Here is an 18,195-nt window from a genome sequence, read left to right as displayed (position 1 = left end):
AGTGGGCTATGAAAATCGTGACAAAGACCATATTGGCCGCGGCGCTGATGATGGGTCTGACGGGCGTGGCTTGCGCTCAATCGGCAAACCTCAACGCCAATGGTATGGTCGGTTTGCAAGCGGGCGGGATGAATGGCGCAGGGCAGGGAACGGGTTTGGCGGCGGGGGCGGCAGGGCTGAGCCCAACGCCGGGCGCCGGCACGGTGGGCCACACCCCAGCGATTGGAGGAACCGGCGGCACCGGATCGGGGCCGGCGCTCAACAACATGCGAGCGAATGGCACCAGCCTGAATATGAGCCCGGATCCTCGTGCACCGAACGTAACGGGAAAAGCGTTCGGACAGTAGTCGTCACTCAGCCTGAACCAGTTGCAGAACAATGCGCTTCGCCGAGGCGAGATGTTCCACCGTCATCGATCGCGCGAGGCGAGCGTTGCCAGCCTCGCAGGCTTCGAGAATCTTGAGATGCTCGTCCTGGAATACCGGTGTATCGGCGAGCAGCGTGTTTTGCAATCGCTCGTAGCGCTCAACCTGAGCGCGCAACTCGCGGATCGCTTTCAATTGCCGGCCATTTGCACACGGTCGGTATAGCAGCTCATGAAACTCGCGATTCAGTTCACCCTGTCTTTGCGGGGTATCGGCATCGCCCAGAAGCCGATGAACGAGTTCGGCGCGCGACAACGTCTCATTGTCCATGCATTTGACCGCGTGAAAAATGGCGTCTCCTTCGAGCAAGATGCGCAGGCCGTAAATCTCGTTCAGGTCCGACTCGGTCAACGTGCGCACAACCGCCCCGCGATTGCGCATGAGCTCGACCAGTCCTTCGCCCTCGAGCTTTTGTATGGCCTCTCTCATCGGCACACGGCTCACGCCGAAACGATCGGCGAGTTCACGCTCGACCAGCCGTGCGCCGTCCTCCAGTTCGCCAGTCGCGATCAGTTCGCGCAGTGAGACGGCGATGGCGTCAGCCGTCGAATCCAGTTTGTGATCCATATGCGTCAGGTTCCTGTCGTTTGGAATAATGGTATACCAAAACGGATTCGTGCATTTAGAATACACGTGTTGCGAAATCAAATCCGGGTCAACAGCGAAGGAGATTGGCATGGCGTACGGCGAGCACAAATACGCGGTATCGGTGCAATGGACAGGCAACCGCGGCAGCGGCACCTCGGGATACCGGGAATACGGTCGGGACCACATTATCGCGGCCGGAAACAAGCCCGAGATTCCCGGCTCATCGGACGCCGCGTTTCTCGGCGACGCGAACCGGTGGAACCCGGAAGATCTACTGGTCGCCTCAGCTTCCGCCTGTCACAAACTCTGGTATCTGCATCTTTGTTCGGATGCGGGCATCGCTGTTTTGAGCTATCGCGACAACGCTGAAGGCACCATGCTCGACAGTCCGGAGCAGGGCCGTTTTTCACAGATCGTTCTACGTCCTCATGTCGTCATTCGGGCAGGCGATGATCTCGAACTGGCCGGGCGTTTGCATCACGCGGCGCATGAGAAATGCTATATCGCGAACTCGGTCAACTTTCCGATTCTGTGCGAACCGGTCGTTGAGGCGGATGGGGCGTGACGGATGCCTGGTGTTCGCGGGCGTCAGGAGAAATCGTGACGCGATGCAACGCAACGCGTCAGGCAAAGCAGTGTAGGACGTGCAGAAGGAAAGTCAGCCGTTTGCCCGCCGCTCGCTCGAACAACGCGGAGCGGGCGGGCAGCATCGGTTTAATGCAGCAACGTCATCTGCACGACCTTCACAACAACGAGTGCGACAGCCACGATCAGATAGCCGCGCAGCACGCCCATCCAGATGCGTTTGGACAGATTCAGTTGCGGCGCCGGCAGTTCTTCCAGGGGCGGCATGCGCCACGTATTGCGTGCTTCTTTCGAAAACTGCTGTTCGCTACCGGAGGCCTGAGCAACCGCGGGAACCGCTGTATCCGTCGATGCGAGCCGCAGCCTGCGAACCGTCACGGTTGCAGCGTGGCCGACTACGGCCAGTAGTGTGCCGCCGGCCAGTACTTCAATAATCGCTTCGCCGGTAATGTCCGGATACAACACCGATGCAGTGAGGATGATGGAGAGCATGACGAGCACCCAGACAACCGCGCCTGTAAAGAGGTTGAGTTTCTTCGAGTTCACCCACGGACCGAGAACGGCGCGGTCGTTGCACAACAGGAGCAGGAACACCGTTGCACTCGGAAGCAGCACGCCGGCGAGCGTCTGCACGGCTTCAGTCAGAAGACCGAGCGGGCTGCCGGGAATCAGCACCAGCGCAGCGGCGGCCGCGACAATACCGAAGTAGACGAGGTAGAAGCCCTTCGCGTCGGTCACGCCACGATGCAGCGAGTGGCGGATCTTGAACACGTCGCCGATTGCGTAAGCGGTGGACAGCGACACGGCTGCCGCTCCGATAATGCAGGCGTCGAGCAGCGCGACCGCGAAGAGAACCGCGGGTGTGCGGCCGGCATATTTTTCGAGGCCGGCGATCACGCCACCCGCGTCCGTGAAATTGCCGAACTCAGGTTTGCCTGCATACAGTGCAGCGCAGAACGAGATCATGGCTACCGCACCGATCATCACGAAGACGATACCGATCCACAGGTCGGCTTTCTCATACTTCATGAAGCGCGGCGTGATGCGTTTGTCCACGATATAGCTCTGCTGGAAAAACAGCTGCCAGGGCGCGACCGTGGTGCCGACAATGCCGATCACGAGCAGCATCACATCGCTCAGTTTCGAATTGGCGGGCCAGTTCGGAATGAGGAAATCGTGCGTCATCTGCGCAACCGGCGGATGAATCGACACCAGTACTGGCACCAGCAGCAGGCTCAGCAGACAGAGCACGACCGCGAAGCGCTCAAAGCGCCTGAAGTTGCCCGTGCTGACCGCGGCCATCGTCACCGCCGCGGCGATGCAGACCCCGGTCACTTTCGAAATGCCGAAGAAATCGAGCACGAACGTGATGCCGATGAATTCGGTCACGATGGTGAGCGCGTTCAGGATGAACAGATCGACGACGCTGAATGCCCCCCAGAACTTGCCGAAGCGCTCGAAAATCAGCCGGGCATGGCCGACGCCGGTCACGGCGCCGAGACGCAGCACCATTTCCTGATTGACGAATAGAACGGGCACGAGCAGCAGCATGGTCCACAGCAGGGTGGTGCCGTAATTCTGTCCCGCTTGCGTGTAGGTGCCGAAGGCGCCGGCGTCGTTGTCGCCGACCATCACGATGAGGCCGGGGCCGAGGATCGCGAGCAGCGTTCGGATGCGAGCCCACCAGCTGTTGCGAGGTGCGGTGTCGTGGTGCGCGATGGTGCCGAGCGCGCCTTTGATGTCGCCGAGATGGGCTTCGTCGAGAACGGCGCCGCGTGGTGGTGAGACGTTAATTGGAGTGGACATTTTTAACCGCCTTGGCAGTGTGATTTGAATGCAGTGGCGCGCCTTCGGAATCCGCAGTACGCAGGTCGTCGAATGGACTCGAGCGACTGCGGCGCATGCGGATCGCGAAGACGTGCGGGTACTGACAGTGAGTATTACGAAGCTGAGTTCGAGAGGAGCGCTTTGACCCGGTGCCAGGACACGGCGAGCCAGTGCGGCTTGATGCTGTGAAGCGCGAGTGCAGCGTCGCTGTGGATATGCGTTTGCTGCAGGGTCGGTACGAGGATGGCGATGTACATGGTATTTCTCCGGTGCGTATGGCTTGACGCAGGTTGCGGAAAGCCAGCAGACACGGAGCGCGGCCGGCACTATGGGCGCGGCGGCGAAGGTCTACCTGCTTTCCTCAGGCAAAAGAAAAATTGCGTGGCAATTGAGCGGCATAAGGGATAACTGTCACTGTCGGGCATGGCGGCTCCTTATCGTTTCTGTTTATCGACGTTGCTTATCGGCATTGCTTATTTGCGTTGCTAATCTGCATTCGTTAAGCACGTGCTTGTCCACGCGTTCGGCCGCGCCGGAATTCGAACGGATCCAACCGGCGTGAGCGAACGCTGCCGCGAGTGGATACTCGCGACGCGATGCCATGCGGTTGCGGGACGTGCGTAAGCACGGCGCGGCCGAATGGCGCTAGTTAAGGTGCACGGGGAGAGTTACTACGGCGCGCACCGTCTGCCTGCTGGCAAGACGGCGGCTGAGAAAAGAGAGCGCGGGCGTCGGGCCGGTCAGGCAGTGAAACTGTTCGAAGATCGACTACTGCTGGTGTCCAAGGCAATGGCCCCGTTTGTGATAACGGGCGAATTTTATGCACTCCCGCAAGCAGAAGTCAACATGCTTCGTTAAGCGAAGCAAATATTTTTTCTTTATGCGTGCGGCAACGTACTTCGCTATCGCCAGTGGGGCTGAGTCTTTCAGAAGTGACAGGAAAGACAGGGGAATGAAGGGCGCGGACGCAGCGGTCCATAAGGCAACTGCGAGGCAACTGCGGGGCAACTGCGAGGTAACGGCAGGGCAAAGCCGAGGACAGACAACAGGCTCGCCCGCAAATTAGGAGTGTGATCTTGTTGATGTGATTTTTACTTGCGATTTTATAAGTGTGCCGAATACAATCCGCCCGTCTCAGCAAAAGGAGTCCTTCGTGGACACATGCTCTAGTAGTGGAAGTCCGATGCCGGTCTACGCCGGCGCAGTATCCGCGAGTTAGCAGCAGGTTTACTCCTTCGCCGCTAACTCGCTCCGTTCGGGTTAGCGCGCTTCTTCAGTGGCCGGTCCAGCCGGTCCGACAGTCGCACGCTCCCTCTGTTTGATCGCTATCGCATTGTTTGCGAGACCCGGTCACGTCTTCGTACATCGCCCGGTTTTGCCGGGCTCGATGGGAGTGAGCTTATGTTCGTCAAATCGTTGTCGTATCGTTCTGTGGCCCGTCGCATGCGCGGCGCTCAGACTTGCCTCGCGCAGAAAGTCCCTGAAAAAACCGGGTGGTGGATGTCGGGTGGCCACCTCGGGTTGACGCTTCTCCTGTCGTTCGGCGTGGCGCCGTCCGTCATGGCACAGACGCCGGCAGTGGATCCGGCGCCGGCCTCGGATCAGTCCCCGGCCACAGGGCAGACACCTGCCGCGCCTGCCGGGCTCTGGGAACGTTCGAATCTGCTCGGCGACATGGGCGGGTTGCGTCCCTGGCTCGGCAACTACGGTGTGACCTTCAACTTGCAGGAAACCAGCGAGTATCTGAACAACTTGTCGGGCGGCGTCAAACGAGGCGGCGCTTACGATGGACTGACCCAGTTCGGTATCGTCGTCGACACGGAAAAAGCGCTCGGGCTGCCGGGCGGCACGTTCAATGTCTCGGCATTGCAGATTCATGGCAGCAATCTGAGCCAACGGAATCTGCAGACCCTGCAAAGCGCGAGTGGTATCGAGGCCGACGACACGACGAGATTATGGGAGCTCTGGTATCAGCAATCCCTGATCGGCGGAAAAGTGGATGTGAAGGTCGGACAGCAGAGTCTCGACCAGGAATTCATGGTGAGCCAGTTCGCGACGCCGTTCGTCAACGCGACCTTTGGCTGGCCTGTACTGCCGTCGGTCGATATGCCGGCGGGCGGGCCTGCTTATCCACTGTCGTCGCTCGGCGTGCGATTGCGCGCCAGGCCTTCGGACGCATGGACTGTGATGGCCGGTGTCTTCGACGGCAATCCGGCGGGCAGCGACACGGGCGACCCACAGCAGCAGAATCGCCACGGTACGAATTTCAATCTGCGTGGCGGCGCGTTGTTCATCGGCGAGGTGCAGTACGCCATCAACCAGCCTGCGGCGAATCCCTCGGGTACGCAGGCAACCGGTCTGCCCGGCACCTACAAGCTGGGCTTCTGGTACAACACGCAAAATTTTGCGGACCAGCGCTTTGACAGTACCGGTTTGTCGCTGGCGAATCCGGCGAGCAATGGCGTGCCGGCGAGTCATCGAGGCGATTACAGCTTCTACGCGGTGGCCGATCAGACGGTTTGGCAACGGGGCGGGGACAGTCCGCAGTCGGTGGGTGTTTTCGCGAGAGTCATGGGCGCCCCTGGCGATCGCAATCTGGTGGACCTCGGCGTGAATGCGGGTGTGACGCTCAAAGCGCCGTTCAAAGGGCGCGACAACGATGTGGCCGGATTGGCAGTCGGCTACGCGAAGATCGGCTCGCGTGCTCAAGGGCTCGCGAGCGATACCGCGTCGCTGACCACCCCGGGCTATCCGTCGCGCAGCGCCGAGACAGTCGTCGAGGCGACCTACCAGTATCAGGTCGCACCGTGGTGGCAGTTGCAGGCGGACTTCCAATATGTGTTCCGGCCGGCGGGCGGTATTCCGGATCCGGGCAATCCGTCCCAACGCGTTGGTAACGAAGCGATCGTCGGGCTGCGGACCAATATCGTTTTCTGAGGGGATGGGGTGGATGTTTCGACGCGCTACGGCGTCCAGAAGCGCGTCGAAACACGCAGGGCCGGGCAGGGGATGGGTGTCCGGCGTTATGAGAATTCCATATCCAGGACATTGATACGCAACTAACGGTCAGGCCCGCCCGGCCACTCCGAATAACGCGACGCCCGCCTCGGTGGAAACTGAAGACGGCCGCCGCTCGCGCCCAACGCAGCAGCTACGCAGTGGAGAGACCAGCTATGCCACTCAACGATTGCCGTCAAGCAGATCGCCAAGCAATTCGTCGAATGCGGCTTGGGCGTCTTCGAGTTCCTGCAACGCGGCGTCGAACGTTTGCAGCGCGAACTGCGAAGGCTGGCCGCTGCCGGCCGGCGGGAATTGCGATTGCAGCGACGCGAACGCTGCCTTTACCCGCGTGGTTGCAGTCAGGACGCGCTCCATCGCGGCTGATTCTTCGGCTCTTGCCTGTTCGTGATCCATGAAAACTCCGTGCTCGTCTGGTCGGCTCGCGCCGTATCAAATGCGTGACTATGCCACGTCCGCGTTCAGGACAGCGGCAGGCCGCCGTTAGCCTTGATTTCCCGTAGTGACAACGCCGATTCCACCGACGTCACGCCCGGCAGGCTGCGCATCTCGTCGCGCATGAACGTGCCGTAGTCGTCGAGATCGCGCGCGACCACCTGCAGAATATAGTCGGCGCTGCCCGACACGTTGTGGCACGCCAGAATTCGCGGAATTGCCTGCACCTCGCGCTCGAAACGGGTGGCCACCGCGCGGTCGTGTACGGCAAAACGCACATAGACGAACGCGACGACGCCGAGGCCGAGAGCGGAGCGCGAAAGCATCGCGCGGTACTGGTCGATATAGCCGTCGTTTTCGAGGCGCTTGAGGCGCCGGGCGCAAGGCGTTTCGCTCAGGCCGACCATGTCGGCCAGCCGTGCATTCGACATGCGGCCGTCGTTCTGCAGCGCGGCGAGGATCGCGCGGTCTGTTTTATCGAGGTCGGTTGTCATGGTTTTGAGGTGTTTGCAGTGCGTTGGCGGAAAACATGACTCGGGGATGGAATATTAGCGTATTCCTTCAAAGACGAAGCCGCAGCTCCTGTATTTCGCCAGCAAACCCTCCGCTGACGACGGCAAGATAGAGCCCTTAAAACAAGAGGCTTCCATGATTTCCGCACACCTTCTGGCTGTTTATATCGCTGCGTTGTTTGTCGTCTATGCCGTGCCTGGGCCCGACATGGCGCTGGTTCTGCAGACCAGCATCGGACGCGGCGTGCGCAGTGGTTTCGCCGCGGCTGGCGGCCTTGGGCTGGCGCGGGCCACGCACGTCACGTTGTCGGCATGCGGCGTGGCGGCGCTGTTGCGCAGCGCGCCCTGGCTGTACGACGTGGTGCGTTACGGCGGCGCGGTTTATCTCGCGTGGGTTGGCATCCAGATTTTCCGCTCGCCCGTATTCGCATTACCTGAGGGCGGTGTGATGGGCACTGAGTCGCGGCCGTTGCGGACCGCTTTCGTCAAGGGCTTGCTGACCAATCTGTTGAACCCGAAAGCACTGCTGTTCTGTTCGGTGCTGTTGCCGCAGTTCGTGCGTCCCGAGGCCGGACCGGTTGCGCTGCAGATGGTTGAGCTGGGTCTGGTGCTGCTCGCCATCGGCGCATGTTTCGACGCTGTGTACGCGATTGGCGCGGCGCGCATTGCCGGATGGATGCGCGCTCATCCTCTCGCGCAGACACTGCAGCGTTGGACTTTTTCTGCGGCGCTGATCGGCTTTGCCTTGCGGCTTTCGCTGGACTGACTGACTTGCTGGCTTGTGGAGGTCGGCGCAGCGTGATGCGATGCCTGCGACAGGTAATGAATAGAGTAGCGAAGCGCGACGGCCGATGCATGCATCATGCCCACGCGCGAAGTGATTGTGTTAATAAAGCCGATACGCCGCCGCGCACCCTCCCGCGGCAACACAATCGCTCGCTCCTATCTGTCGATGAAAACTTTTCTGCTTTATGCCGTGACCGCCGTTGCCGAGATCGTTGGGTGCTATTTGCCCTGGCGTTGGCTGAAGGAGGGGGGCTCCATCTGGCTGCTGGTGCCCGGCGCGCTCAGCCTCGCCTTGTTCGCCTGGCTGCTGACGCTGCACGGCACCGCCGCAGGCCGCGTGTATGCGGCTTACGGCGGTGTGTATGTGGCCGTGGCGATCGTGTGGCTATGGGGCGTCGACAAAGTGCGCCCCACGCTGTGGGATGCGGCTGGCGTGGTATTCACGCTAGCCGGCATGGCGATCATCGCGTTCCAGCCGCGCGTGTGATGTCGCAATCACATGCCGCAATCACATGGCGCCCACGCCACAGCGCATCCACCTTCTTACTTAGCGCCGCCCAGATAGTCGAGCTTGCCAAGTTCGACGCCGTTGTGACGCAGAATGTCGTACGCCGTCGTGACGTGAAAATAAAAGTTCGGCAACACGAAACCGAGCAGATATGACAGCCCCGTGAACTCGATCGGGCCAACGCGCATTTTCAGTGTGATCGGACGTTCTTCAGACCCGTCGATCTGTTGCGGATTGAATTCCTTCAGATAATCAATCGTCTTTTGAAGGCGGGCATCGAGTTCTTCGAAGGTCTGTTCGACGTCGTCGTACTTCGGCGCTTCGACGCCAGCCAGACGCGCGGCGCAGCCCTTCGCCGTGTCGCTCACGATATAGACCTGGCGCAACAGCGGCAGCATGTCCGGCGCGAGACGGGCGTTCGTGAGCACGGACGGGTCGATCTGTTTCTCTGCAGCGTGCGCCTCGGCCTTGCCGAGGATGACTTGCAGGTTAGTCATGCCGCGCACCAGCACGGGCAATGATGCTTGATACATCGAAATTGACATGGGGTTCCTCTGATTCTTTGATCGTGCGCGCGGGTGGCGCGCGAGGCGCTGCGACGGCTGGATTGCCGCTTCAGCATCATAGCGCGGGTGCCGCGCGATGCGCATTGATCAAACGCCGCGTTAGCCATTCGGACAACTGCCGCGCACGCCGGAACTGTGTTCGAATGCATGGGTCGGACGGTTTGGCGAAGTCCTTGAAACAGCAATCCGCCGCTGGCCACGCGGCGGAGAGTTCGTGAAGGCGCGTGCCGTGCCTGGGGTCCACCTTGCGGCCCGCGCCGTCACGCTAACAGGAGAATCGACACCATGGTCAATAGACAACCGTTGCCAGGAAGCGAGCGCAAGGCGGAACAAGGTTCGACAGTCGTTGGGCAATGCGATCCGGCAGAACGGATCGAGGTTTTCGTGATGTTGCGCCGTCAACACCAGGCGCAGTTCGACTCACTGATGAGCAAGATCGAAGCGGGCGACCCGAGCGTCAAACCTCTATCGCGGGAGGCCTTTGCAAAAGATTACAGCGCAGCGCCGGACGACATCGCCAAGGTCAAAGCCTTTGCCACCGCACACGGCCTGACGGTGGTGCGGGAAGATCCGGCAGCGCGCCAGGTGGTGCTGGGCGGCACGATCGCGCAGTTCCAGACTGCCTTCGGCGTCAAGCTGGAGCATTACCAGCACCACACGGCGGGCCAGTTCCGTGGCCGCACCGGCACGATCAGTGTGCCGGACGATCTGCACGGCATCGTGCAAGCCGTGCTCGGCCTCGATAACCGGCCTCAGGCGCGGCCGCACTTTCGCATCCGGCCGCCGTTCCAGCCGGCCAAAGCGCATCAGGCGTCCTTTACGCCGCTGCAGCTCGCGTCGTTGTATCAGTTTCCGCAGGGTGACGGCAGCGGCGAATGCGTCGGCATCATCGAACTCGGCGGTGGGTACAGCACATCCGACCTGACGAGTTACTTTGCGAGTCTCGGCGTCACTTCGCCCAAGGTGGAATCTGTCGGCGTCGATCAGGGTAGCAATCAGCCGAGCGGCGACCCGAACGGGCCCGACGGCGAAGTCACGCTCGACATCGAAATCGTCGGTGCGATTGTGCCTGGCGCGACGATCGCGGTCTATTTCACACAGAACAGCGATGCCGGTTTCATCGACGCAGTAAGTCGCGCGGTGCATGACACGACCAACAAACCCTCGGTCGTCTCGATCAGCTGGGGCGGCCCGGAGGCGAACTGGACCAGCCAGTCGCAGCAGGCGTTCAACAGCGTGCTGCAAACGGCGGCAGCACTCGGCGTGACGGTCTGCGCGGCGTCCGGCGATAGCGGCTCGAGCGACGGGTCCAGTGGCGATCAGGTCGACTTTCCAGCGTCGAGCCCTTACGTGCTCGCATGCGGCGGCACAAGCCTGACCGCGTCGGGCACAGCGATTTCGCGCGAGGTGGTGTGGAACGACGGCGCGCAGGGCGGCGCGGGCGGTGGCGGCGTGAGCCGGACCTTTCCCGTGCCGGTGTGGCAACAGGGTCTGTCAGTCACTTCATCGAGCGGCGCGACGACGGCGCTCAGCGGGCGTGGCGTGCCGGACGTGGCCGGCGATGCATCGCCTATCACTGGCTATAGCGTATTGATCGACGGCACACAGACGGTGGTCGGCGGCACCAGCGCGGTCGCACCGCTGTGGGCGGCGTTGATTGCGCGGATCAACGCGGCGAAGGGGCAGCCGGCCGGTTTTATCAACCCGAAGTTGTACAAGGCGCCGGGCGCGTTCAACGACATCACCCAGGGCAACAATGGCAGCTTTGCCGCGTCGCCAGGCTGGGATGCGTGCACGGGACTAGGCAGTCCCAATGGTCAGAAGGTGGCGGCGGCACTATAGTCTGATGAGTCGCGGTTCAGTCTGGAAGGCGTCTCGCTGATCGCCAGCGTCGGCGCTCACCGGCTGTCCGCGCTTGTCCCAAGGTGCGTGGCGTTCGGGCCGCAGGCGGTACGGTGCTTGCCTTCAGGAGACGCAGGCAAGGCAGGACACACAGGTCACATCTAGAAACATCAAGAGACATCGAGACACATCAAGACGTATCAAGAGAGACACACCGAGACACATCAAGACTTTAACGATTCCATGGAGCGATCATGACGAACACCGAGTCAGCTTCCGTTAGTCCGCAGTCGTCACACAACACGCATGCTTCGTCCGCAACGGCCGCCGCCGGTGCGTCGCACAAAGGCGGAGATCAGCCGTTCTTCGATCCGGTCGCTTATGGCAACGGGCCGGACGATTCCGTCACCGATACCACTGAAACAGCCGCGATCACACATCATTCGACCACGATCGGCGGCCAGAAGATCAACTACACGGCGACGGCGGGCCACCTCGTCATTGTCGACCCAAGCAGTTCGCAGCCTGAAGCCAAGATGTTCTACGTCGCGTTCACGCAGGACAACCAGAAGGAGGAAACCCGCCCGGTGACGTTCTTCTACAACGGCGGCCCGGGTTCGTCGTCGGTGTTCGTGCTGCTGGGTTCGTTCGCGCCGCGCCGCATCAAGACGTCGATGCCGGGCTTTACGCCGCCCGCGCCGTATTCGATGGAAGACAACCCGGACAGCCTGCTCGACAAGAGCGACCTCGTCTTCATCAATCCGGTCGGCACGGGCTACTCGGCGGCCATTGCGCCGAAGACGAACCGCGCCTTCTGGGGTGTCGACCAGGACGCCGACTCGATCAAGCAGTTCATCAAGCGCTTTCTCACCAAGAACAATCGCTGGAATTCGCCGAAGTATCTGTTCGGCGAGTCTTACGGCACGGCGCGCAGTTGCGTGCTGGCTTACCGGCTGCACGAAGACGGCGTCGATCTGAACGGCATCACGCTGCAATCGTCCATTCTCGACTACACACAATCGGGCAACCCGGTCGGCGCCTTGCCCACCACCGCGGCGGACGCGTGGTATCACAAGAAACTCGGCATTGCCCCACGGCCGACCGACCTCGGCACGTTTGCCGAAGAAGTCGCTCAATTCGCGCGCACCGACTACCTGGCGGCGCTGCGCAAGTTTCCGACGACGGATTCCGCAACGGTCGAAAAACTCAGCGAATACACGGGTATCGACAAAACCACCTTGCTCGCGTGGAGCCTCGATATCGCGTCGTACGACAGCCGCGGCAATTCGCTGTTCCTGACCACGTTGCTGAAATCGCAGGGGCTCGCGCTTGGCGAGTACGACGGCCGCGTGACGGCGATCAACACCGGTATCGCCGGCAAGATCGACCCGAATTCCGGCGGCAACGATCCGACCATGACGGCGGTGACCGGCGTCTACACGACCATGTGGAACGTGTACCTGAACGAGCAGTTGAAATACACGTCGAATTCGGCGTTCACGGACCTCAACGATCAGGCATTCCAGTATTGGGACTTCAGCCATATCGATCCGACCGGCGCGCAGAAGGGGCTCGACGCGAAGGGCAACATCATTCTGTACACCGCCGGCGATCTTGCCGCGGTGATGGCGCTCAACCCTGACCTGAAGGTGCTGTCCGCGAACGGTTTCTTCGACTACGTCACGCCGTTCTATCAGACCGTGCTCGATCTGCAGCAAATGCCGCTCGTTAGCCAGCAGGTCCGGCAGAATCTGTCGGCGCGTTTTTATCCGTCGGGGCATATGGTCTATCTCGACGGTGGCTCGCGTACCGCGCTCAAGGCGGATCTCGCCAAGATGTACGACACGACGGTGTCCAATACCCAGGCGCTCTTCCGTATCCGCGCCTTGCAGGCCCGGGTGGTGCAAAAGCCGAAGTAGCTGGCGGCTGCGCGGTGCCTGAGCCGTGCCTGCGCGCGGCGCAGGCTACCGTGTTACCTTTGCACGGTGGTTCGGCGCGGTCCTGTCGCGTGTATTCGTGCACGCCAGGACCGCGCAGACGTTCATCTGCAGGCGCCTTGGGGTGCGTCCTTATTAGTCTGCGTATGGATGCCCTAGTCGCGTCGGGATATTGAATGTGTTTTAATTAGTCTGCGAATTGAACTATTGCGCGCCGCTGCCGGCGCGCCGACGAATGAACGCAGGCATTGCAGACAGGCGCCGCATCATCTATTACAGCGGCGCAACCAGCAGGACACACCAGACCGTTCCGCCGACGCTCGCGCGCCGGTGCAGTGTCGCGCGTCCGGGCCGCAAGACGCGTCTTGCGTTCCTGTTCGGCTTCGCCGCGCTACTCGCTTTGCGAATCGGTGAAGTCCGGGCTCAGGATTCAGCGATGCTCGACGAGCGCGTCACGCAGGAGTCAGTCGGCGAAACGATCTGCCGACCCGGCTACGCGGACACAGTTGCTCCACCGTTCGACCAGTTGATGGCTCACAAGGACCGCATGCTTGCCGCGCGCGGCATCGATGCCGACAACGGTCCCGCTTTCGCGCTGGACAGGCGCGTGCCCATCGTGCTCGGCGGCTCGCCGAACGCACCCGCCAATCTCGATCTTCTGCCGTGGGCAGGCCATCAGGGCGAGCGTCGCAAGGCGCGCGCCGCGGTCATGCTCAAACGCTGCGTTTGCGAAGGGAAGCTGAGCCTCGCGGAGGCGCAAGCCGCGATTGTCGGTAACTGGTCGGTGGTGTATTCGGGCTTTAGCCAGACGTCTTGCGATGTGAGTCGCCTCGATGTCGCAACTGGCGACAGCAACGGACGAGGCGACAGTCGCGACAGCGCACCATGAGGCTGCCTGTCTTCGCTTGCGTTGACGATCCGTCCGCGGTGCTGGTTCACGTGTCGCAAGGCGAGAATGCATGGTGGGTGAGCGCGGCAAACGTGCAAGCGGCGGACTGATCCCGACGATCAGCCCGCCCTTTGCCCACGTCCCCCGCAGGATGCCGGTGGCGATAAATGTCGCTGTCCGGTGCGGCCCGGTTTTTGCGTCCAGCGTCCGCGTCTGGCGCGTGTGCCTGGCCGGCACCACTGAATGAACATGTGTTTTGCTATTTTTACGGCCGCTTATTCAGGTACAGTGCATTAACGGAAGTTTTTCGTAGGTCCGTTTTTAACGACATTGTGTCGCATCGCTTTTGTTGTCGATTGTGGCTATCCTGAAAACAGGACGAAATTCGAAGGGGAGATTTAAATGATTGCCTTCTATCTGACATTGGCTGCTGTGGGTGCGGCCGGCGCCGCCTTGATCCGCCAACTCGTGGCCGCTCAGGAAAAACAGCGTGCAGCGCTGCGCCCGGTGCGAGTGCAGGCTGCGGATCGCCGCGCGCGCCGAGGGTAGGCGGCATGAACCTGATCGTGCGCAATATCGCGGAATCGTGCAGCGAGCAGGAAGTACGGGAATTTCTCAAGCGTGAGCTTGGGCATTACGCGAAACACGTCGAGGTGGTCGACGCCGGAAAACCCAGCGCCTACGCCACGGTCGAGTTAAACGCGGAAGTGCCGTATGTGGGCGAGGTGATCGCGCGGCAGATTCACGGCAAGCAGTTGGGCGGCTTGACGCTCGAGGCCAGCGCCGATCTGTTTAGTGACGACACACCGCCTGCTCACTGAGTCAGTCGCAACCGCTTTTGCCGATTGCGTCGAATGCGCTGCGTGGGGAGAGCGCGCTGCGTCAGGCGTAGATTCCTGACGTTCATCCTCCCCACGCATCCTGGTTGTTACTTCCCTTTTTTCATTCCCCGCCTGTCTTTACCGGCCAATCGAACGGCGTGTAGGGCAGCGCCCGCTTGTGGCGTGTGACGTCGTAGAAGCGCAGGACCGTTTCGCGCGCTGCGTCGCTTACCGGTTTGCCCTCCAGAAAGTCATCGATATCGTCGTAAGGGATACCGTACGCGTCTTCGTCAGGTCGTTGTGGACGCAACATTTCCAGGTCGGCGGTCGGCACCTTGTGCGCCAGCGATTCGGGTGCGCCCAGGGCTTTGGACAGTGCCCGCACGCGACGCTTGTTCAGGCCGGTGAGCGGCAGCACGTCGGCGCCGCCGTCGCCGAACTTAGTGAAAAATCCCATTACCGATTCGGCCGCGTGATCCGTGCCGATCACCACGCCCGCCCGCGCGCTGGCAACCGCGTATTGCGCGATCATTCGCTGGCGCGCCTTGATATTGCCGTGGACGAAATCCTGCTGTGAATCGTCGTTAAATCGCACGCCGCTGTTGTCCAGCGCGGTGAGCATTGCATCGGCGGCGGGTTTGATGTCGATGGTGAGATTTTCGTCCGCGCGAATAAAGCTTAAGGCCTGCTGCGCGTCGGCTTCATCTTTTTGCACGCCATAAGGCAAACGGATCGCGACGAAACGCGCGTCGTAATGTTCGGCGCGCAGCCGCTCGACCGCGAGTTGTGCAAGCCGGCCAGCGGTAGTTGAATCGACGCCGCCGCTGATACCGAGCACGTAAGTTTTCAGGCCGTTGCTGCGCAGATAGTTCGCCAGGAAGGCGACCCGGCGCTCGATTTCCTGTGCGGCGTCGAACTCGGCGGCGATGTGCATTTCCGCTGCGATGCTTGCCTGGCGTGCGGCTGGGTCCTGTTGCGTCATGTTCCTCTTTCCTCCATGTGCGGTAACGCAAGTGTCAACCATGAACGCTCGCGCTGATTGCATAAGCGACCGGTCCACGTATGAGTCGAATCCGCGAGCATGTCGCGGCAAATCGGTTTTGCAGTTTTATCGTGGATATTGGCTTTCAATTCACTTTGCGCTGCTTTTAAAACCGAGGCGCAGAGCGTTGAATATCGGTTGTTAATGCGGTGATTTGGGTGAATTGGCCGAGTCTTCATCGACAGATGCCAATGCGCTTAGTAACATCCTCGTTCCGAGCGCCGCATGAGCCGGCGAGCAGTCAATAATAATCAGGTTTGCTCAAATACGCGATGAACTACCCCAATTGGCCTGGCCAGCCTGCACCGGACCGCAGTACTTCCGCATCGGTAGATCGTCGAAGTGAAGCGGTGTGTATGTCAGGTTTACGCTTCGTGCCGCGTTTCGCGTGCGCCCCTCGTTCAGTGCGCTATCTGGCGCGCGTGCTCGGGGCTATCTTTTGCGCGATGTCATGTGGCGTTGCCGTTGCGGCGTCGGGTACGGGACCGGCCTCGGCGTCGGGCGCTACGTCTGCACGGCCATCGGCATCCGTAGTGGCGAACCACCCGGCGCGCGCGGTCGACGCCTCGGCCGTTGCCGCGCCCGATGCGGCCGGCGTGGTCGACCCACGTCGCGCGTTCCTGCTGCGTGAGGTGTTCGCGCAAGACGTCGCGCGCCGGCTGAAAGTGTCGGCCGCGGAACAGCGCGCCTATGCCGACCGTCTGCAAATGGCGCTCGGCGAACACATGCTCGGCAACCTGTCGGGCGAGTACGTCGTTGTGGTGGATCGCAACGCCAATGTGCAGGCGCTGTTCATCTATTTCCGGGCAACGCCGGCCGACAGCTGGCAGATGATCGGCGCGTCGCCGGTCTCAACGGGCCGGCCTGGCGAGTACGACCACTTCATCACGCCGCTCGGCGTGTTTGAACATACGCCGTCCAACATGGATTTTCGCTCCGAAGGCACGCTGAACGAGAACCACATCCGCGGCTACGGCAAGCGCGACATGCGGATCTTCGACCTCGGCTGGGCGCAGGGCGAGCGAGGATGGGGCAAGGGCGGCATGTCGCAGATGCGTTTCCAGATGCACGCCACCGATCCGGACCGGCTCGAGCCACTGCTCGGTATTCGCCATTCGAAGGGCTGCGTGCGGATCCCCGCGTCGCTCAATGCGTTTATCGACCACTACGGCATTCTCGACGCTGAGTATGTCGCGCTCGTCGAGTCCGGCAAATCGCTGTGGGTATTGAAAAGCGATCGCCAGGTGACGCCGTGGGCGGGGCGCTACATTGTCGTGGTGGATTCGGCGCGCAAGAGCCGCCCGGCCTGGGCGCCGGCCCCGGGCAGCAAGGTGCGAGCGAAAGTGCCCGCCGGCGCCGATACAGCGGATTGAGTGGCGGATTGAGCGACGGGCGAAGCTGCTGAGCCGATATCGAACTGACCGCGTTCGCGCGGCGATGCCACCCAGAACGCGTGACGAGCGCGCATTGACCGACGCAGGCCGGTCTGCGCCGATCAAAAAAACGTCACGACCGCGCCAGCACCACGCCCACCAGCGCCACCGCAAATCCAGCGATCTGCACCGGCAGCAGCGTTTCACCGAAGCCAACATACCCCTCGAGCGCGGCGAGTGGCGGCGCGAGAAACATGAGCGCAGTGGCGCGCGCCGCATCGCCGCGCCTGACCATCCACACCAGTAAGGTGACGCTGATTCCGGACAGCATCACGATGCCCCACGCCAGTGACCCCCACAAAGTGGCCGATGCAATCCAGCGATGCTCGCCGAGCGCCAGCGCAAGCATTGCCGCAACGACTGCCGCGCCGAAGTTTTGCACTGCACTTGCGCTGCGGATATCGGCCTTTGCCAGCGAAGTCTTCTGAAACAGTGTGCCTGCGGTGATCGCGCCGATCGCGAGGATCGAAATAAGCACGACGAGCCACGGCGGCGCGTCGCCATGTTGGGTGGGCGGCGTGGCCGCGGCGAGTTTCGGTTCGAGAACCAGCACGACGCCGGCGAGGCCGAGCGCCATGCCGGTCCAGCCACGGCGCGAAAGCCGCTCACCGAATAGCGGGGCCGCGACGGCTGCAGTCGCAAGCGGCTGCAGCGCGCCGAGCAAGGCCATCACACCAGCGCTCAACCCCTGTGCGACAGCCCAGTAGCCTGCGCCGAGATAGACGCCTTGCAGCAGCGCGCCCGCTATCAGGTGCTTGCCCAGATCGCGGCCGGTCGGCCAGGCGGCGCGTGCAGCGAGCGCCGCAAGCGCGAATATCAGCGCGGTGCCGCCGAAGCGCGCGAGCAGGAACAGACTGGGATCGGCATACGGTGTGATCGCCCGGGCGACCACGAAACCGGTCGACCACAACACGACGAATACGGCGGCGATCGAGGAGGCGAGCATCGGGAACGGGTAACGTGAAAAGCCGCCATCTTGCC

Annotated in this window: 19 protein-coding genes; 11 read left to right on the top strand and 8 right to left on the bottom strand. The window is 61.7% G+C overall.

Going from position 1 to position 18,195, the window contains the following annotated elements:
- The first annotated feature begins 8 nt into the window (after window positions 1–8).
- Window positions 9–347: a hypothetical protein gene (locus tag R8871_RS08705; RefSeq protein WP_175050065.1), complete on the top strand. Its 339-nt coding sequence runs from the start codon at window positions 9–11 to the stop codon at window positions 345–347.
- 3 nt (window positions 348–350) lie between these two features.
- Here R8871_RS08705 and R8871_RS08700 read toward each other — a convergent pair whose 3' ends face one another.
- Window positions 351–992, bottom strand: coding sequence for a GntR family transcriptional regulator (locus tag R8871_RS08700; RefSeq protein WP_175050064.1), 642 nt, complete (start codon window positions 990–992; stop codon window positions 351–353).
- 109 nt (window positions 993–1,101) lie between these two features.
- On the opposite strand from R8871_RS08700, the gene R8871_RS08695 reads away from it, so the two are divergent.
- A complete protein-coding gene (locus tag R8871_RS08695; RefSeq protein WP_175050063.1) occupies window positions 1,102–1,578 on the top strand; it encodes an OsmC family protein in 477 nt (158 codons plus the stop codon).
- A gap of 149 nt (window positions 1,579–1,727) precedes the next feature.
- Here the strand turns inward: R8871_RS08695 and R8871_RS08690 are convergent, their stop codons facing one another.
- The gene (locus R8871_RS08690) at window positions 1,728–3,404 is read right to left on the bottom strand and encodes an NRAMP family divalent metal transporter (RefSeq protein ID WP_175050062.1); all 1,677 of its coding nucleotides are present in this window, start codon (window positions 3,402–3,404) and stop codon (window positions 1,728–1,730) included.
- 134 nt (window positions 3,405–3,538) lie between these two features.
- Complete coding sequence (locus tag R8871_RS08685; protein ID WP_175050061.1) at window positions 3,539–3,682, bottom strand: hypothetical protein; 144 nt, start codon at window positions 3,680–3,682, stop codon at window positions 3,539–3,541.
- Between the two features lie 1,243 nt (window positions 3,683–4,925).
- On the opposite strand from R8871_RS08685, the gene R8871_RS08680 reads away from it, so the two are divergent.
- Window positions 4,926–6,362 (top strand): carbohydrate porin, encoded by a 1,437-nt coding sequence (locus R8871_RS08680; RefSeq protein ID WP_175050680.1) that lies wholly within the window; start codon window positions 4,926–4,928, stop codon window positions 6,360–6,362.
- A 243-nt stretch (window positions 6,363–6,605) separates the two neighbouring features.
- On the opposite strand, the gene R8871_RS08675 is transcribed toward R8871_RS08680, so the two are convergent.
- On the bottom strand, window positions 6,606–6,839 hold the full coding sequence (locus R8871_RS08675) for a hypothetical protein (RefSeq protein ID WP_054039234.1): 234 nt from the start codon (window positions 6,837–6,839) through the stop codon (window positions 6,606–6,608).
- Window positions 6,840–6,904: 65 nt separating this feature from the next.
- A complete protein-coding gene (locus R8871_RS08670) occupies window positions 6,905–7,372 on the bottom strand; it encodes an Lrp/AsnC family transcriptional regulator (RefSeq protein ID WP_054039235.1) in 468 nt (155 codons plus the stop codon).
- Window positions 7,373–7,526: 154 nt separating this feature from the next.
- On the opposite strand from R8871_RS08670, the gene R8871_RS08665 reads away from it, so the two are divergent.
- Entirely contained in the window at window positions 7,527–8,156 is a 630-nt protein-coding gene (locus R8871_RS08665) for a LysE family translocator (protein WP_175050060.1), read from the top strand.
- A gap of 186 nt (window positions 8,157–8,342) precedes the next feature.
- On the top strand, window positions 8,343–8,663 hold the full coding sequence (locus R8871_RS08660) for a YnfA family protein (protein WP_175050059.1): 321 nt from the start codon (window positions 8,343–8,345) through the stop codon (window positions 8,661–8,663).
- 56 nt (window positions 8,664–8,719) lie between these two features.
- Here R8871_RS08660 and R8871_RS08655 read toward each other — a convergent pair whose 3' ends face one another.
- The gene (locus tag R8871_RS08655; protein WP_093633227.1) at window positions 8,720–9,229 is read right to left on the bottom strand and encodes a DUF1993 domain-containing protein; all 510 of its coding nucleotides are present in this window, start codon (window positions 9,227–9,229) and stop codon (window positions 8,720–8,722) included.
- Window positions 9,230–9,535: 306 nt separating this feature from the next.
- Here R8871_RS08655 and R8871_RS08650 point away from each other — a divergent pair, with 306 nt between their 5' ends.
- From R8871_RS08650 to R8871_RS08630, 5 genes are all read left to right on the top strand, one after another.
- Complete coding sequence (locus R8871_RS08650; RefSeq protein ID WP_175050058.1) at window positions 9,536–11,092, top strand: S53 family peptidase; 1,557 nt, start codon at window positions 9,536–9,538, stop codon at window positions 11,090–11,092.
- 254 nt (window positions 11,093–11,346) lie between these two features.
- The gene (locus tag R8871_RS08645; RefSeq protein WP_175050057.1) at window positions 11,347–13,011 is read left to right on the top strand and encodes a S10 family peptidase; all 1,665 of its coding nucleotides are present in this window, start codon (window positions 11,347–11,349) and stop codon (window positions 13,009–13,011) included.
- Between the two features lie 253 nt (window positions 13,012–13,264).
- Entirely contained in the window at window positions 13,265–13,918 is a 654-nt protein-coding gene (locus R8871_RS08640) for a hypothetical protein (RefSeq protein WP_175050056.1), read from the top strand.
- Window positions 13,919–14,320: 402 nt separating this feature from the next.
- Complete coding sequence (locus tag R8871_RS08635) at window positions 14,321–14,467, top strand: hypothetical protein (RefSeq protein ID WP_175050055.1); 147 nt, start codon at window positions 14,321–14,323, stop codon at window positions 14,465–14,467.
- A 5-nt stretch (window positions 14,468–14,472) separates the two neighbouring features.
- On the top strand, window positions 14,473–14,739 hold the full coding sequence (locus R8871_RS08630; RefSeq protein WP_175050054.1) for an RNA-binding protein: 267 nt from the start codon (window positions 14,473–14,475) through the stop codon (window positions 14,737–14,739).
- A gap of 121 nt (window positions 14,740–14,860) precedes the next feature.
- Here the strand turns inward: R8871_RS08630 and nadE are convergent, their stop codons facing one another.
- Entirely contained in the window at window positions 14,861–15,721 is an 861-nt protein-coding gene (gene nadE / locus R8871_RS08625; protein WP_175050053.1) for an ammonia-dependent NAD(+) synthetase, read from the bottom strand.
- 416 nt (window positions 15,722–16,137) lie between these two features.
- On the opposite strand from nadE, the gene R8871_RS08620 reads away from it, so the two are divergent.
- Window positions 16,138–17,154, top strand: a complete 1,017-nt coding sequence (locus R8871_RS08620) for a L,D-transpeptidase (RefSeq protein WP_246287498.1) — start codon at window positions 16,138–16,140, stop codon at window positions 17,152–17,154.
- Window positions 17,155–17,287: 133 nt separating this feature from the next.
- Here the strand turns inward: R8871_RS08620 and R8871_RS08615 are convergent, their stop codons facing one another.
- The gene (locus tag R8871_RS08615) at window positions 17,288–18,160 is read right to left on the bottom strand and encodes a DMT family transporter (RefSeq protein WP_175050679.1); all 873 of its coding nucleotides are present in this window, start codon (window positions 18,158–18,160) and stop codon (window positions 17,288–17,290) included.
- Window positions 18,161–18,195: the final 35 nt, after the last annotated feature.

The sequence above is a fragment of the Paraburkholderia sediminicola genome (assembly GCF_902859805.1).
Taxonomy (GTDB): Bacteria; Pseudomonadota; Gammaproteobacteria; order Burkholderiales; family Burkholderiaceae; genus Paraburkholderia; species Paraburkholderia sediminicola.
Note: the sequence above shows the minus strand (reverse complement) of the source record. Positions and strands in the feature narration are given on the sequence as shown.

Bases quoted from the DNA above. Each gene is read 5' to 3' on its own strand.
- R8871_RS08660 (WP_175050059.1), top strand. From the start codon at position 8,343: ATGAAAACTTTTCTGCTTTATGCCGTGACCGCCGTTGCCGAGATCGTT.
- R8871_RS08670 (WP_054039235.1), bottom strand. From the start codon at position 7,372: ATGACAACCGACCTCGATAAAACAGACCGCGCGATCCTCGCCGCGCTG.
- R8871_RS08665 (WP_175050060.1), top strand. From the start codon at position 7,527: ATGATTTCCGCACACCTTCTGGCTGTTTATATCGCTGCGTTGTTTGTC.
- R8871_RS08690 (WP_175050062.1), bottom strand. From the start codon at position 3,404: ATGTCCACTCCAATTAACGTCTCACCACCACGCGGCGCCGTTCTCGAC.
- R8871_RS08615 (WP_175050679.1), bottom strand. From the start codon at position 18,160: ATGCTCGCCTCCTCGATCGCCGCCGTATTCGTCGTGTTGTGGTCGACC.
- R8871_RS08640 (WP_175050056.1), top strand. From the start codon at position 13,265: ATGAACGCAGGCATTGCAGACAGGCGCCGCATCATCTATTACAGCGGC.
- R8871_RS08630 (WP_175050054.1), top strand. From the start codon at position 14,473: ATGAACCTGATCGTGCGCAATATCGCGGAATCGTGCAGCGAGCAGGAA.
- R8871_RS08680 (WP_175050680.1), top strand. From the start codon at position 4,926: ATGTCGGGTGGCCACCTCGGGTTGACGCTTCTCCTGTCGTTCGGCGTG.
- nadE (WP_175050053.1), bottom strand. From the start codon at position 15,721: ATGACGCAACAGGACCCAGCCGCACGCCAGGCAAGCATCGCAGCGGAA.
- R8871_RS08700 (WP_175050064.1), bottom strand. From the start codon at position 992: ATGGATCACAAACTGGATTCGACGGCTGACGCCATCGCCGTCTCACTG.
- R8871_RS08675 (WP_054039234.1), bottom strand. From the start codon at position 6,839: ATGGATCACGAACAGGCAAGAGCCGAAGAATCAGCCGCGATGGAGCGC.
- R8871_RS08645 (WP_175050057.1), top strand. From the start codon at position 11,347: ATGACGAACACCGAGTCAGCTTCCGTTAGTCCGCAGTCGTCACACAAC.
- R8871_RS08695 (WP_175050063.1), top strand. From the start codon at position 1,102: ATGGCGTACGGCGAGCACAAATACGCGGTATCGGTGCAATGGACAGGC.
- R8871_RS08705 (WP_175050065.1), top strand. From the start codon at position 9: ATGAAAATCGTGACAAAGACCATATTGGCCGCGGCGCTGATGATGGGT.
- R8871_RS08685 (WP_175050061.1), bottom strand. From the start codon at position 3,682: ATGTACATCGCCATCCTCGTACCGACCCTGCAGCAAACGCATATCCAC.
- R8871_RS08650 (WP_175050058.1), top strand. From the start codon at position 9,536: ATGGTCAATAGACAACCGTTGCCAGGAAGCGAGCGCAAGGCGGAACAA.
- R8871_RS08635 (WP_175050055.1), top strand. From the start codon at position 14,321: ATGATTGCCTTCTATCTGACATTGGCTGCTGTGGGTGCGGCCGGCGCC.
- R8871_RS08655 (WP_093633227.1), bottom strand. From the start codon at position 9,229: ATGTCAATTTCGATGTATCAAGCATCATTGCCCGTGCTGGTGCGCGGC.
- R8871_RS08620 (WP_246287498.1), top strand. From the start codon at position 16,138: ATGTCAGGTTTACGCTTCGTGCCGCGTTTCGCGTGCGCCCCTCGTTCA.